The sequence below is a fragment of the Prosthecobacter sp. genome (genome assembly GCF_044226605.1).
In the GTDB taxonomy this organism is placed as follows: Bacteria; Verrucomicrobiota; Verrucomicrobiia; order Verrucomicrobiales; family Verrucomicrobiaceae; genus Prosthecobacter.
The window spans coordinates 105,924-120,802 of the sequence record NZ_JBGAGS010000020.1; the positions used below are offsets into that span (position 1 = coordinate 105,924).

9 protein-coding genes are annotated in these 14,879 nt (G+C 60.9%); 1 reads left to right on the forward strand and 8 read right to left on the reverse strand.

Translation table 11 applies throughout. The features are described from left to right. Positions 1 to 109: 109 nt before the first annotated feature. The 6 genes from ACILSO_RS24675 to ACILSO_RS24700 all read right to left on the reverse strand — a co-directional run bounded on the left by ACILSO_RS24675 (position 110) and on the right by ACILSO_RS24700 (position 11,624). Complete coding sequence (locus ACILSO_RS24675) at positions 110 to 1,570, reverse strand: sulfatase (RefSeq protein WP_395740142.1); 1,461 nt, start codon at positions 1,568 to 1,570, stop codon at positions 110 to 112. Next, on the reverse strand, positions 1,570 to 3,327 hold the full coding sequence (locus ACILSO_RS24680; RefSeq protein ID WP_395740143.1) for a sulfatase: 1,758 nt from the start codon (positions 3,325 to 3,327) through the stop codon (positions 1,570 to 1,572). Before ACILSO_RS24680 ends, ACILSO_RS24675 begins: the two co-directional genes overlap by 1 nt. Before the next feature lie 19 nt (positions 3,328 to 3,346). Next, complete coding sequence (locus tag ACILSO_RS24685) at positions 3,347 to 7,090, reverse strand: family 16 glycoside hydrolase (protein ID WP_395740144.1); 3,744 nt, start codon at positions 7,088 to 7,090, stop codon at positions 3,347 to 3,349. Positions 7,091 to 7,215: 125 nt separating this feature from the next. Further along, positions 7,216 to 8,658: a sulfatase-like hydrolase/transferase gene (locus tag ACILSO_RS24690; protein WP_395740145.1), complete on the reverse strand. Its 1,443-nt coding sequence runs from the start codon at positions 8,656 to 8,658 to the stop codon at positions 7,216 to 7,218. Between the two features lie 23 nt (positions 8,659 to 8,681). Further along, entirely contained in the window at positions 8,682 to 10,088 is a 1,407-nt protein-coding gene (locus ACILSO_RS24695) for a sulfatase (RefSeq protein ID WP_395740146.1), read from the reverse strand. A gap of 108 nt (positions 10,089 to 10,196) precedes the next feature. Continuing rightward, the gene (locus ACILSO_RS24700) at positions 10,197 to 11,624 is read right to left on the reverse strand and encodes a sulfatase (RefSeq protein WP_395740147.1); all 1,428 of its coding nucleotides are present in this window, start codon (positions 11,622 to 11,624) and stop codon (positions 10,197 to 10,199) included. 114 nt (positions 11,625 to 11,738) lie between these two features. Here ACILSO_RS24700 and ACILSO_RS24705 point away from each other — a divergent pair, with 114 nt between their 5' ends. Further along, entirely contained in the window at positions 11,739 to 12,200 is a 462-nt protein-coding gene (locus ACILSO_RS24705; RefSeq protein ID WP_395740148.1) for a hypothetical protein, read from the forward strand. 4 nt (positions 12,201 to 12,204) lie between these two features. Here the strand turns inward: ACILSO_RS24705 and ACILSO_RS24710 are convergent, their stop codons facing one another. Next, positions 12,205 to 13,347, reverse strand: a complete 1,143-nt coding sequence (locus ACILSO_RS24710) for a cytochrome P450 (protein WP_395740149.1) — start codon at positions 13,345 to 13,347, stop codon at positions 12,205 to 12,207. Between the two features lie 118 nt (positions 13,348 to 13,465). Continuing rightward, positions 13,466 to 14,866: a sulfatase gene (locus ACILSO_RS24715; protein WP_395740150.1), complete on the reverse strand. Its 1,401-nt coding sequence runs from the start codon at positions 14,864 to 14,866 to the stop codon at positions 13,466 to 13,468. Positions 14,867 to 14,879 lie beyond the last annotated feature (13 nt).

Below are 14,879 nucleotides of genomic sequence, written 5' to 3' on the forward strand. Positions count from 1 at the left end.
ATTCCTGCCGTCAAAAGCACACACGAGACCAGCTTCACACGAGCGACTAAGAAGGAGCAGAGAATTCGAATCATAGCAAATAGGGGGCAGGATCAACATGCGAAGTGGTTCAGTCGCCTGAGGCCTTCTTTTCCTCCTCGGCACTCGTCCACCACCGCTTTTCATCGAAGCCAGGATTTTGGGTTGGCAGCCTGGCGCCCGTCCGTTCCAGCCAGGCATTCAGCGCTTTGATCAGGTGCGCGGCTTTTTTGGGACGCTCGGCGGCGAGATCGTGCGCCTCGCTGAGGTCTTCGCGCATGTTGTAGAGTTCAGTGCGCGGACCGATGACGAGCTTGCCATAAGGCTTGTCGTCCGGGGTGAATCCCGTCGTCTCCAGATAGTCGCCAAACCAATGAATGAGCTTCCAATCGCCCTCACGGATGACGGCGCAGGGCGTGCGGCCATAGTTGGTGGTGTAGGTGGGCATATGCCAGTGCAGCGCGGTGCGTTGAAGGGCGCCGCTTTGCTCCAGTAGTGGCAGCAGGTTCTCGCCATCGAGCACATGCTGTGCCGGGGGCGTGGCTCCTGCGAGCGCCGCATAGGTGGGATAAAAATCGACGGCATGCACCGGCACGTCGGATGTGCTTCCCTCTTTCACCTTTCCCGGCCAGCGCACGATGAGCGGCACGCGGATGCCGCCTTCATACGGCGAGCCCTTGCCTTCGCGCAGCGGGGCGTTTTTGGTCACACGCGAGAGCCCTCCGTTGTCGCTGGTGAACACCACGGCCGTGCGTTCACGAAGCCCGAGTTCGTCGAGTTTTGCGAGCAGGCGGCCCACCTGGTTGTCGAGATGCTCCAGCATGGCGAGATAGTTTGCGATGGGCCGCTCGGTGGCGCGGCCTTCGTTCGTCGCAGCACGCTGATAGCCGCGAGCCACATGCTTTGCGATCAGAGCCTCCGGCGCTTCCAGCGGCGTGTGTGGGCTGAAGTGAGAGACAAAGGCAAACCATGGTCTGTCTTTGTTCATTTCCACGAAATGAATGATGTCATCGGTGATAGACGTCACAGTTTTGTCTTCGTGATGCTCCGCTCCATTTGCCGGACCGGCAAAATCAAAGCCGTAGGCGTCGAAGTATCCGCCCCCGTCGCGTTTCCTCAGCGGGGCCACGGAGGCATTGTTGGCGATGTGCCACTTTCCGCTGATCCCCGTCGCATAGCCCGCCTTTCTCAGTGTCGTCGCCAGCGTCGCCACTTTCGGAGCCAGGGCGTCATTGGCTGCGGGAGACAGCATCGGTGCCCTTGAGGGCTCTTTCTCATTGAGCACCTTGAACACGCCCGTGCGTGCTCCGTATTGACCGGACAAAAAGGCCGCGCGGGTCGGCGAGCACTGCGCATCCGCATACGCAGCAGTAAAGCGCATGCCTTGTGCTGCAAGACGGTCCAGGTTCGGCGTGGCGACATCCTTGTTGCCATAGCAGCTCAGGGCGTTCCATCCCATGTCGTCCGCGAGAATGTGGAGAACATTGGGCTGCGCCGCGAGGGACGAATCGCCCAGGATGCAAAGAAAGATCAGGGAGCAGAGTCTTTTCATCAGTTGGCAGGTTTGAAGTCCAGCGTGCGAAACTCCGCCGCACCAGGGGGCAGATGCACACGCACATGGATGACACGCCCCTTGGCCGGAATCGCCACTTCCTGCGTCTGCCATTCACCGCCAGCCTTCACTTCAAACGGCACGCGGTTCGCAGGGAGAAAGTCTTTGTCTCCATCCATGCGCCACGCGATGGCACCCTGGCCGGAAGCGGCCGTTTTAAAGACGATTTTGGCGGTGGCAGGCGCTGGCAGCTTGATCTGGCTGTGGGTGATGAAGGTGCCTTTGCCAGCCTTGTCCGGCGTGAGCACGAGCACTCCGTTTTGGTTGACGAGGCTGCCTCCACGCGCCAGCCAGCCGCGTGTGGCTTTGGTGTCGGGTTGGTCGGCTTTGGCCTCGGGTTTCGGCGCAGGCTTTCCTTCGAGGTAAAAGTCAAAATAGTCATTCCACACCGGAGCCATGGGCCCAAGTGCGAGGCCCGGTGGATTCAGCTCCGCGCACCACGCGGTGAGTTTGCCACGCAGCCGTGTCGCGATTTCAGGATGCTGCGAGGCCAGGCTGTGCTTTTCTTCCAGGTCGGTGGAGAGATCGTAAAGATACTCACGCTCGCCCCCGCGCAGCAGTTTCCAGTTTCCCTCACGGATGGCGCTCTGCGCCATCCAGCGCCACATCAGCGCCTCATGCGGGGGGCGCGTGTTTTCACCCTTGAGATACGGAAGGAGATTCACGCCATCGAGATCTCCGGGTTTGACGGACACCTCCGCCAGCGCCGCCGCCGTGGCCGCGACATCCAGCGCGCTCACCGCATGCTCATACGTCTGCCCGCCCGGGATCGTCCCCGGCCATGCAATGAGAAAGGGCACATGCATGCCGCCTTCGCTCAGCATGCCCTTCTCACCATTCAGCGGCGTGTTCAGACTGCCATCCCAGCCGCCCGCATCGCCATCCAGCGGCGAGTCGGTTTTGTGAATTTTCAGCGGTGCCCCGTTGTCGCCGATGAGAAAGATCAGCGTCTTTTCAGTCAGCCCGTGCTGCTTCAGTGTGTCCGTGATCAGGCCCACGCCTTCGTCCACGGCGGCCAGCATGCCCAGTGCGGCACGGCGGCGCTCCGGCATCGGACCGGGAAAGCGGTCCTTGTACGACTGCGGTGCATCCAGCGGCGTATGCGGCGCGCGCAGGGCGACGTATAGAAAAAACGGCTGCTCCTTGTAGCGTGTGACGATCGCCGCGGCGGCCCGCGTGCAGCCGTCCACATGGTAAAGCTCCGGCTTCATCTCGCTCATCGGCTGGTCCTTGCCATCCACCGTGATGTTGGCGGTAAATTTCTGCTGCCCGTGCTGCGAGTAGGCATGGGTGAAACCGTGCTTGGTGATCTCGCTCGTGGGCCCCAGGTGCCATTTGCCAAACTGCGCCGTCACATACCCAGCGCGCTTCAGTCGCGTGGCGATGGTGGTCTCCTTGTTAAAACCGTCCAGCGCGGAACCGTTGTTGTCCAGGTTGAAGCGTCCTTGGAATTTCCCCACCATCAGTCCGCCGCGCGACGGCACACACTGCGGTGCGGTGCTGTAGCCATGCTTGGCGATGACACCGCTGCGAGCCAGCGCGTCGATGTGCGGTGTCTTCACATCTTTTTCCACACCTCGGATGCCCAGGTCGGCGTAGCCGTGGTCATCGGTGTAGAAGACAATGATGTTCGGCTTTTCAGCGGCTGAGGCTGTATGAAGCAGCAGCAAGGAAAGGGTGATAAAGAGTGCTTTCATGCAGGGCTTTGAGTGGAATTCACTTCTTGAACATCTTGTTCCGTTTGTCTCCGCCAGACAGGATGTAGGCGATGAGGTCCGCCACCTCGTCTTGGTTCATGCTGTTGATTAGGCCGGGCGGCATGAGGGAAACGGGGGACACCTTGCGGCTCTGCACCTCTGCGCTCCGCACTTCGGTGATCTGGCCTGGTGCGGCAGGATTGGTGGCCACTTGAAGGATGCCACCCTCTTCGCCCGTGATGCGCCCCACCACGGTGCTGCCGTTTTTCAGCGTGATGATGCTGCTCTCATACTGGTCGGAGATCACCTTGCTGGGATCCACGATGTTCTCCATCAGATCGCGCAGGGTGTAGCGGTTCCCCGCGCCCGTGAGATCCGGACCCACACCACCGCCCTCCGCACCCAGACGGTGACAGGCCTGGCACGCCGCAGCGATGAAGAGCTCATGACCACGCTCAAAGTTGCGCTCCCGCTGCAGGTTCTTCGCAAAGGCCACCACTTCATCCACGCTGTAGTTTTTACCCGGTCCCTTCGGTGGATTGATGACTGCGGGTGCCTTGTTTTGAATCTTCGGCGCGGCGACGATGGCCAGCTTCGCCCGCTCCTTCACATCCGGCACGGAGGCCAGCGCGTCGCTGCGGATGGTGTCGATAAAGCCGCGAAACTGATTGCCGCCCAGCCATGGGCCGGTGCTGGCAAACCACGAGAAAAACTCCTGCCGCAGCACCGGTGTCCAGCCTTCCTTGGCAAAGCGAATCCCATACGCATACGCGATCTGCTGCTGATTCGGCCTCGCCTCTCCGCTGCGCAAAAAGTTCGGGCCGTAGCGGTCATTGCGCGCCATGCGCTCCACCGAGAGCCAGGAGACGGGATCATCCTTTGCGCTGCGCATGAGTTTCACGGTCTTCGCCACGACCTCCTTGGAACCCAGCGCGGCAAGCGTGCGCGAGAGCTCTCGGTTGAGGTCGTTCGTCTTGGCGGGAAACACCGCATCCAGCCGTGCGACGGTTTGCGCCAGCACATCACCCTCGGGCAGGCCGCTGCGGGCCACCGCCACCTGATACACGCGCACCAGCGCGAGCTGCTGCGCGGCATCGAGTTTTCCAAAATCCTGCGCATTGAGCATACTCAGCAGCGCAGCCTGGTTTTCCTTGCCGCCAAACCGGGCCAGCGCGAGCCCGCTTTCGATCACCGCCCAGGCTTCCGTTTGTTTCAGCGCACGTGCGGCCCAGAGCTTCGCGGGCTGGCGCTCGATGGCCACGCGCGCAGCATAGCGTACCAGGCGGTCCGCATGACCGAGATGCGGCCATGCTTTGTCGATCGCTTCGGGGCCGGTCCCTTCTTCGTGCAGGCGCTCCAGCTCCACGCGCAGCTTGTGCTCAGGCGTTTCAGCCGGTGCGGCGGCGGGTGCGGTGCTTTGCTTGCCTTCATAAGTCACGCGATACAGCGCCGACTGCGTGCGGCGTCCGCCGATGGCGAAATACATCGCGCCATCTTTGCCGATGACGGCATCCGTCAGCGGCAGAGGCTTGCCGTAGATGAACTCCTCCAGCTTTGCCTCATAGCCCGCGCCCTTCGGCGTCAGGTGCACGGCATACAGCGTGCCGTAGGTCCAGTCGCAGGCATAGATGGCGTGCTGATACTTCGCAGGAAACGCCGCGCCCAGCCCGGACACCACGCCCGTCGGGCAGCCCGGCCCCACTTCGACCAGCGGCGGCACGATGTCCGGGCAGTAGCCGAGCAGCTTGCCGGAGGACTCGCGAAAGCCGTAGTCGCCCCCGCTCACCACGTGGTAGATGCGCGTGGGCCGGTACCACGGCGTGCCCGCATCCCACTCCATGTCGCTGTCATAGGTAAAAAGATCGCCCAGCGCATTAAAGGCACTGTCGAAGTGATTGCGCATGCCGTCGGCGATCATCTCAAAGCGTTTCCCGTCGGGCGACACCTTGAGGGTGAAGGCCTGCGGCTCCGTGTCAGAAAACTCCGCGCCCTTGCTCGTGCGTGGCACGATCTGGTCATCCGCAAAGGGCCGCGAGCCGCGCGTGTGCTCGATCTGCGGCTGCACCGTGCCGTTGCCGCAGGAGAGGTAGAGGCTCTTCCCATCCGGCGAAAGCGTGATGCTGTGGTTCCCATGTTCGCCCTGCCCTTTGATTTCGCGCAGCAGCGTCTTCTCATCAAACTGGCCCGTGCCCTTCGTATCGCGCAGGCGGTAGAGGCCAGCGACATTCGGCTTCTCATTCACCAGCGCATACAGGTTGTCGAAGGCATACAGCAAACCGTGCGCACCGTTGATCTCCGCGCTGAGTTTCTCCACCTGAGCCTTGTCGCCGCTGCCCACCGGCGGCGGGGTGATGCGGAAGAGGCCGCCATACTGGTCCGTGGCCAGGAGGCGCCCTTTGTCATCCACCGTCATCCCCACCCATGAGCCTTCATCCGTCTTTGAGACCTTGTGGATCAGTTCCACTTTAAAGCCCGGCAGCGCCTTGATGTCCGCAGGCGCGATGACTTCATCCGAAGTCGCAGCGGCGCTCTTCACCCGGTCTTTGCTGAAGATCTCGCCATACGGCTTTTTGCCGTAGGTGTTCACCACCTTCGCCGGTTTCCACTCATTTGTATTTGGCGCCGCTGCCAGCCAGGAGGCATCCGTGAAGATGCTGCGCTCCTTGCCATCGGCAAACGTCACACTCAGCACCGCCAGAAAACCCGCCGCACTGCCTTTGTTCGTAGCTTCGGCGCGCAGTTCATTCATCCCGCTTTTCAGCTTCTTCGTTACATCCGCCTGCGTGGGCCGCTGCCAGTCAGGATTGGTCAGCACCAGCTCGCCATTGAGGAAAACCTGCGCACCATTGTCGCAGCTCACACGCAGAGTCGCGCTCTTAATAGCGGCTTCACCGAGGTCGAATTCCTTTTTCAGCCTTGCCGCTTCTTTGGCCGCCGCCGCATCGCTCCAGAGCCATTTCCACTCTTCATTCGCGGCGGCATCCGTCGCAGCCGCGGGCGTGTTTGCTTCGGCTTTCGGCTGCGTCTTGGCTTTGGCCTTTGCTTCCACCGGCTTGGCATTCGCGATCAAATTCTTGTCAAAAGCCGCCACGCCGCCCTCCGCCAGCTCTTTGAGCATCACGTCCTTGATCTGCACCTTCATCGCTGGGCCGCGGTGAATCTGAAACGCGAGGATGCCCTCAAGCAGCTGCGTCTTCGCGCCAAAATCCGTCAGATCAATCGTCTCCTGCCCATCAATTTTGTGCACCAGATGATTCCCCTGCGCCACGATCGTGTATTCGTGCCATTCCGCGATGTCCACCTTCACCGGCTCATGCGTGCCCGTCAGCCACTTCGCACCTTCGGGATCAATCACCACCTTCTGCCCGTTTTGCACCAGAATGCCGCCCCATTTTTCTCCGTACACCATCGCATTGTTGGGGGCGGAGGGATGGATGTCACACTGATAACCGCCCACGGACCATTTTCCCGTTTCAGGGAACTCGCGGCTGCGATACTGAATACCCGTGTTATTGCCGGCCTGCTTCACCTTCACCCGCAGCTCAAAGTTCTTCACCTTCCCGCCGCGCCAGATGAGAAACTGGTTGTACTTAAGCTGTTCCGGGCCGGTCGTCCTGCCCATGATGCACCCATCCTCCACGCTCCACAGCTCCGGGTTCCCATCCCAGCCAGTGAGGTCTTTGCCGTTGAAGAGCGGTTTAAAGCCATCCTGAGCAGGAGCCAGGGAGGCAAACAGGAAGGGAAGAAGAAGGAGGCGTTTCATGGTGGCGAATCGTGGTTAAACGCTCGCACCCAGCTCGAAATACCGGCAAAGGATGTGTCGGATTCCGCAAGTCAGCCGCTGCCCCCCGGCGAGGGGCTCGGCGATGAGCAACCCCCTTGACCCGCTTATTGCTGGCCCTTCTTTTTCTTCGGCTGCTCGATCAAGGCGTTCGATTCCTGTCCCAGCTGGCCGGGCTTGGCGGCGTCCTTGAGGAACTCCGTCAGCCGTGCGCGCATGGCCGCCACGCGTTCCGGCTGTGCGAGCGCGAGATTTTTCTTTTCGCCGATGTCGGTGGCCAGATTGTAAAGAGCGAGGGTTTCGCCGAACTGGGCTTCTGTGGCGGCATCCGCGGTGCTCCCGGCCTTGCCTTTTTTGCCCTTCCCTTTTCCCTGCCCCTTGGCGGCGCCTTCGGGGGCGTTTTCGCTGTCGGCATCGCTGCCGTTCATGACGAGTTTCCAGTCACCCATGCGGAGTGCAGCCACCGTGGGAGACTGAACGCAGAGGATGGCATCGTGGGGAGAGGCGGCTCCTTGCGTGAGCATCGGCCACACATCCTTGCCATCCAGCGGCGTCTTCTGCTCCAGCGAGCCACCGGCCAGTTTCACCAGAGTCGGGTACCAGTCCACCGTGTGCATGGGTTCCTTGAGGCGCCTGCCTTCGGGGATATGTCCCGGCCAGTTGGCAAAGGCGCATCCACGTACGCCGCCCTCATAGATGCTGCCTTTGAAGGCGCGCAGCGGCCCATTGCTGCCGGGAGGCGGGCCGCCGTTGTCAGTGGAGAAAATGATGAGCGTGTTCTCACGCTCGCCGCTGCTTTCCACTGCTGTGACGATTTGGCCGATCGCTTCGTCCACTGCCGCCAGCATGCCGGCGAGCTTCTGCCGTCCGCCCGTCAGAGCACCGTAGGGCTTGAGGTACTCATCCGGCACTTCCAGAGGGCCGTGCACTCCATTGAACGGCACGTAGAGAAAGAGCGGCTTCGTCTTGTCCTTCTCCGTGATGGTGCGGCAGGCCTCCTTCGCGAGCAGATGCGTCGTGTAGCCTTCCTCTTTGATCTGCTGGCCATCGCGGTACCAGTCCAGGTCCTGGCCGCGCAGGTGAGTAAAATAGTCCAGCATGCCAAAGTAGTGGCCGTAGTGGTGGTCAAAACCGCGCGCGGTGGGCAGGTAGGCGGGCTCATATTCACCGAGGTGCCATTTGCCGATGATCGAGGTGGCGTAGCCTGCATCATGCAGCGCATTGGCCAGCGTGCGCTCGGTCAGTGGCAGGCCCCAGGTGGCATGGGGGCGCACGATGGTGTACACGCCCGTGTGTGTGGCGTAGCGCCCGGTCATCAATGCGGCACGCGTGGGCGAGCAGACCGGCTGCACGTAAAGAGATTCCAGCACCGTGCCTCCGGCCGCAAGTTTGTCGATATTTGGCGTGTGGATCTCCTTGCCGCCATTGAAGCCGCAGTCGGCGTAGCCGAGGTCGTCGATCAAGAAAAACACGATGTTCGGCTGCTTCCCGGCGGCAAATGCCGAAACCGTGAGCAACAGCGATGAAAATAGAAGTGTAAGGGTTTTCATGGGAGGAGAATAAAAATGAGCTGTCATTTGGCCTTCTTCTTTTTGCCGGCACCGGGATCGACCATCGTCACCGGCTCGCCGAGGAGGAGCGGTTTGCCAAAGACGGTTTGTTTGTCGCCCTGCTGCTGCATCCAGGCATCCACATCAGCGCGCATTTGCCGGAGGCGCTCTGCCTGCGCGGGATCTGCGGCAAGGTTGTGCAACTCAGCAGGATCACTCTTCAAATCATAGAGCTCCTCCGCCGGACGCACCGAATAGTTTTTCACCATGGCAGCAGCAGCCGGGCTGGATTCTGCAGCAGTCAGCCAGCTCTGCCAGTAGTTGAGTCCGCTGCTCACATTGCTGGAGCGCGAGATGTGGGTGTGGTGCTGAAACTCGGGGTGCAGATTGCGGATGTACTTCCAGTCCCGCGTGCGCACACTGCGGATGGGATAGACGTTGAAGTCGCCATCGCCGCTGTGCGTGGTGAAGATTTGTTCCCGGTGTGCCGTGGCTTTGCCCAGCAGCACACCCGCGAACGACTTGCCATCGATGCCCTCGGGCACCATGCCGCCACCGAGCTCGACAAAGGTGGGTATGAGATCCGGCCAGGCGATCATGGCATCATTGGTGGAAGCGGGAGCGAGATGCCCTGGCCATGCTGCGATGAACGGGATGCGAATGCCCGCATCGTACAGATTCCATTTCCCAAAGGGCCACTGCCCGCCGTGATCTGCGGTGTAGATGAAGAGCGTGTCTCCCGGCACCTTGTCCCTGGCCAGTGCACGCAGTTCACCCAGCAGCGTGTCGGCGCGCGTGATGTCTGAGCAGTAGCGGGCGCGCTGTTCACGCGTCGCGGCCGTGTCCACATGCTTGGGCGGCAGCTTCAAAGCGGCCGCATCATACCCTGAGTTCTCGCCCCACGGCACGTGCGGATGATGAGTGCCAAAGAAGAGGCACAGCGGCTTGGAGGCATCGCGCGTTGAGAGAAATTTCCCGACCTCCACTGTGTCCACATCACCTATCTGGTTTCCGCCCAGCACATCAAAGCCGTGATCCTTGCCGTAGTTTCCATGGGCCACCTTGCCAAAGGCGGCGACTTCATAGCCCAGCGCGTGAAGCACGGGTGGCAGGGATTTCACCTCCGGGTTCTTCGCCTTGTGGTTCGGCTCCGCGCCGTTGCGGGCCGGCCACAGGCCTGTGCACAGCGTGGTCCGGCTGGGACCGCAGGCGGGCGAAGCTACAAATGCATGCGTAAACTTCATTCCCTCTCCCGCCAGTTTCGCCATGTTCGGCGTACGAATGTCCTTCGAGCCATACGGCTCGGAATCGAGCATGCTGTGATCATCCGAAATGAAAACGACGATGTTTGGCGGCGCGGATTTTCCTGCAGCCAGAAGGGGCAGGCTCAGGAAAGAGGCGGCTAACAGCGTAACGGCAGGGTGGGGCATGTGGCGTTTAACGTCGGGACCGGGGGCAACATCTCAGCAAATGCTGGTGTGCATGAAGACTGCTTTTCGGTGTTCTGTTTCCGGGTTCAAATCTTGGATAAATGAACGTCAGGGCAGGGCTGGCAGCACCATCGTGCTGTCCTGGGTTTCTGCGTGCCATTGCTTCAAAGCGGCAAAGAGACGTTCGAGGTGCGGGCGCTGCGCCGGGTCGGCAGCCAGATTGTGAAGTTCGTCGGGATCACTTTGGAGATCGTAGAGCTCGATCAGTGGCGGCTTCCCACCCAGAGCCTGCGGATCCATTTCCTGCAGGATGCGAAAGGCCTCGGGAAACTGCGCCTTGGCGCGCACCGTCTCGCCATAAATGCGGTTGATCCATGGCTTCATGTCACGGAGGTCCGCATTGATGACCTTGGGTTCATCAAGATGGCTGCGGACGATGAGCTGATGTGTGGCGTCGATCACACTGCGTTCCTCCATGCCACGCTGCTTGTTCAAAGAGCGTCCGGAGACCTCGCTGAAGATGAAGTCATGTCCCTTGGCTTCCGCTTTGCCGTCCAGCAGCCGCTTGAGATTGATGCCGTGAAGCGGTGACGCATACGAAACGCCTAGCACCTCCACCAGCGTGGGCAGCAGGTCGAGCTCGCTGACCAGGGCGTCACTCACGAGCGGCCTTCCTCCGGGGATACGGACGATCAGAGGAATGTGCAGGCCAAGGTGAAACGGCGTCATCTTGCCATGCGGGTAGGCCGGACCATGATCTCCCATGAAAATGACAAGGGTGCTGGCTTCCTGACCCGACTCCCGCAGCGCGGCCATCACCTCGCCCACCACCCGGTCATTGCGCTGCACACCGTCAAGATACTCGGCCCAGTCACGGCGTGCCACGGGGGTGTCCGGCAGATGCGCAGGCAGTTTGACCTTCGCTGGATCGATGCTGATGGGCTGCTTCTCGCTGTCCACGAACGGCCGGTGGGTGTACGTCGTGCTGTTATGCATCAGGAACCACGGCTTCCCTGCTGCGCGCTGGATCACACGGCTCAGCGCCTCTTTGGAGCCCGCCTTCGGAATGAAGTCATTGTAGGGAAAGCGTTCGTTTGGAGACAGATGCAGCTTGCCGCTCACCGCCGTGTGGTAGCCCTTCGCGGCGAGCACCTCCACCAGCGTCGCCCCCTGCGATCGTATTCGTGTGTGCAGGTACGGCGGCGACTGCTTTTCCGCTTCTGTCAGTTTCCCGGCTGGTTTGAGATAGTTGTTGGTGTTGTTGATCAGACCGTTCGTGTGCGTGTGCAGGCCGGTCATGAGGCAGGCCTTAGATGCTGAACAGACCGGATAGCCCACATACGCACGGCGAAACAGCACCCCGCTGGCAGCCAGCGCATCCATGTGCGGCGTTTTGATGGCAGGTGTGCCCAAGGCTCCCATATGCGCCCCCTGATCCTCCGTCAGGATGAAAAGGATATTCGGCAGCGGCTCTGCTCTGGATGGCAGGGACAGGCTGGTGAAGGAAAAAAGGAGGAGGGCTGCGAAACGATACATGACTGGTGGTGAGTGTGTAACGAACCGTTCTGTCAGCTCATCTCAGCAAATGCTGTGTCGGATTCAGCATCGTGGCTTGTCATCCCATCAGCTGCATTCTAGCCTCCGGCCATTATGACGTCGAAACCGAGCGCCTCCACCGCCACCAAGCAGTCCGCCGAATACGCCATCTACAAGCCCAACGGCCGCGGCACCGGCGGTGTGATCCGCTTCGAGTTCAACCGCGCCAAAGGCGCCGTCTTTGTGGATGCAGCTTCGCAGAGCGGGGAGAAGCAGTTCGACTGGGAGCAGAAGATCACCATGAAGTGGGGTCTCTCCGATCTCGGCACTGTGCTGGCCACCCTGCAGGGCCGCCAGCAGCAGGCCAAGCTCTTCCACCAGTCTGAAAAAGCCAACAGCGCCTTCGAACTGACCCTCCGCGATGATCCGCAGAAGGCGCCCTACTTCATGAGCATGTCACGCCAGGAGGCCGCATCGAAAAGCGTGAAGAAAGTCACCATCCCGGTGACGCACTCAGAGGCCGCGATTTTGGAAACCGCCCTGCGCGCAGCGATCACCCGTTTGATCGGGTGGTGAGAAACTAGAGCGCTTCGATCTTCACCGTCAGCGAGTCATACCCCAGCGTGCGGTCAAACTTGGCCTCATGCTCCACTCGTTCTGTCGCATTCACAATCGTGATGCGCTTCACGCGTTCACAGCACAGGCGCAGCAGAGTGCGCAGGATGAGGCGTGCGTGCGGTGCGCCTAGGCAGAGGTGGGTGCCAAAGCCAAAGCTGAGGTGCGGATTCGGCTTGCGATCCAGCCGCACCTCCTCGGGTTGCGGGAAGGCTGTGGCATCAAAGTTGGCGGAGGCCCAGGCCAGGGAAATGCGCTCGCCGGCTTTCACCGTGACGCCATTCACATCGGTATCCGCTGGGCACACACGGCCAATGTGCGTGAGCGGCATGAAGACGCGGAAAAACTCCTCGCTTGCCAGCGTGATGCGTTTGGGATCTTCGCGCAGAAATTCCAGCGCCTCCGGATGTTCCGCCAGATAACCGAGCGCGCAGGAGATGGTGTGGATGATGGTGTCACGCCCACCAGCAAAGGCCAGATTGGCAAAGCCCATCATCTCCTCACGCGTGAGCTTGCGGCCACGATACTGTGCCTGCGTCAGGGCGCTGAAGAGATCTTCTCCTGGATTTGCCTCGGCGCGGTCAAACTGCGCATGCAGATAGTCCTCCAGCACATTGCCTTTTTTGAATTCACCACCGGTGACCTTAAACACATGAATGCCCCAACCGATCCACGTTTCGCCTTCAGATGCAGGCACATTGAGCAGGTGAGTCAAAGCGCGTGACTGGATGGGCAGCGCGAACTCGTTCACGATCTCAATCGATTCACGGCTCAGCGCCTGCGTGAGCATGCCGTCCATCAGCGCCTCCACCTGCGCGATCATCGCAGGATCTTTGGAGCGCTGGAAGAAAGGCTCCACGATGGCGCGGTAGTCGGTGTGCTCCGGTGGATTCGTCTCGATGGGGAGCTGGCGCATGGTGCGCACCGCCTCCTCCGAGGGAATCGGAACGCGGAAGGGTGCGTCAGAGCTGAAGGTCTGCCAGTCTTTGGCCGCCTTGCGCACATCCTCGTGGCGCAGGACCATGGTGATGTCTTCGCCATGAAACGGGCACTTCATCACGCCGGATGTGCTGCGGGCTTCGCGGAAGGGATCGGAAAAGGCGGGCATAGTGGAAGAGGACGAATACAGAAGGAGCGGATCATGCAACGCTGAACTCGGTGCGCTTTCTGCGCAACGGTTGCTCTTTGTAGAATGATGCCTGCGGCCTGTGCTAAGGGCGTTCTGCTCACTTCTTTTTACCCTTGCCACCCTTCGCCGCCGGTTTGGCAGCTGGTGCGGTGGGGTCTTCGTTCGGACTTCCATGCCACTGCGGCGGCAGGTTTTTGGTGTTCCACTCGTCCCAGGCCTTGGAGAGTTTGGCCACGATCTCGGGCTTAGTCGCCGCGAGATCATGCTGCTCGCCGACGTCCGTGCTCAGGTCATAGAGCTGCCAGCCGGACTGCGTCTTGGCCTCCATGTTGCGCACATCCACCAGCTTCCAGTTTCCTTGACGGATGGCCTTCTGTGGGCCGAAGCGCCAGGCAAGCGTGTCGTGCGGGGCAGCGGAGACTTCTCCCTTGAGATGTGGCAGAAGGTTCACGCCTTCAACGCCGTCGGGCTGTCTGGCACCCGTGATGGCGCAGGCCGTGGGAAGGATGTCCATCGTGCTTACCGGCTGGTCATAGGTTTTGCCGGCGGGCAGCTTGCCTGCCCAGCTGACAAAAAACGGCACGCGGATGCCGCCCTCCAGCGTCTGGCCTTTGTCGCCACGCAGCGGCGTGTTTACACCCGTGTTGTAGGCAAAGAAAGGCTTCCGGCCGGAGCCGCCGTTGTCACTGAAAAAGAACACCAGCGTGTTCGGGTGCTTCGCCTTCAGCTCGGCGGTCAGACGGCCGATGTCGTCGTCCAGCGCCAGCATCAGCGAGAGGTAGCCGCGGCGGTTGGGGTCCGTGACATCCGCCGGAATCCGGTCCTTGACCCTGTCGGCGATCTCCAGCGGCGTGTGAACAGCGTTGTAGGCCAGGTATAGAAACCAGGGCTTCGTCCCGCTGCGGTTTATAAAGCCAAGCGCCTCGTCCGTGAATAAATCCGTCGCATAACCATCCAGATGTTGCAGCTCACGGCCCCGGTAGATCATGTCGTGCGAATGCGCGGAGCCAAACTCCGGCTCGGCATCCTTGTGCAGCAGGTAGTTGTGCCCGCCGACGAGGAAGCCAAAAAACTCATCAAACCCACGCGACTGCGGATGATGTGCCGCATCAAACCCCTGGTGCCATTTGCCAATCAGCGCCGTGGCATAGCCCTCGTCATGCAGCACATTGGCGATCGTGCGCTGATCCAGCGGCAGCCCCAGCTTGGCTTCATCACCCACATGCGGGTTGAACTCATGGCCAAAGCGCGTCTGCGATCTGCCCGTGAGAAACCCCGCGCGCGAAGGACTGCAATACGGTGCTGTCACATATCCGTTCGTACAGCGCACTCCGCTGGCCGCCAGCGCATCAATGTGCGGCGTTGGCACCGCCTTACCCCCATGCACACCGATGTCCGCATAGCCCAGATCATCCGCAACGATGACGAGGATGTTGGGCTTTTCTGCGGCGAGCAGGGAGGGGCAAATGGCAAGCAGGAGCAGGGCGAGGCGTTTCATGGTTAGCAGCAGG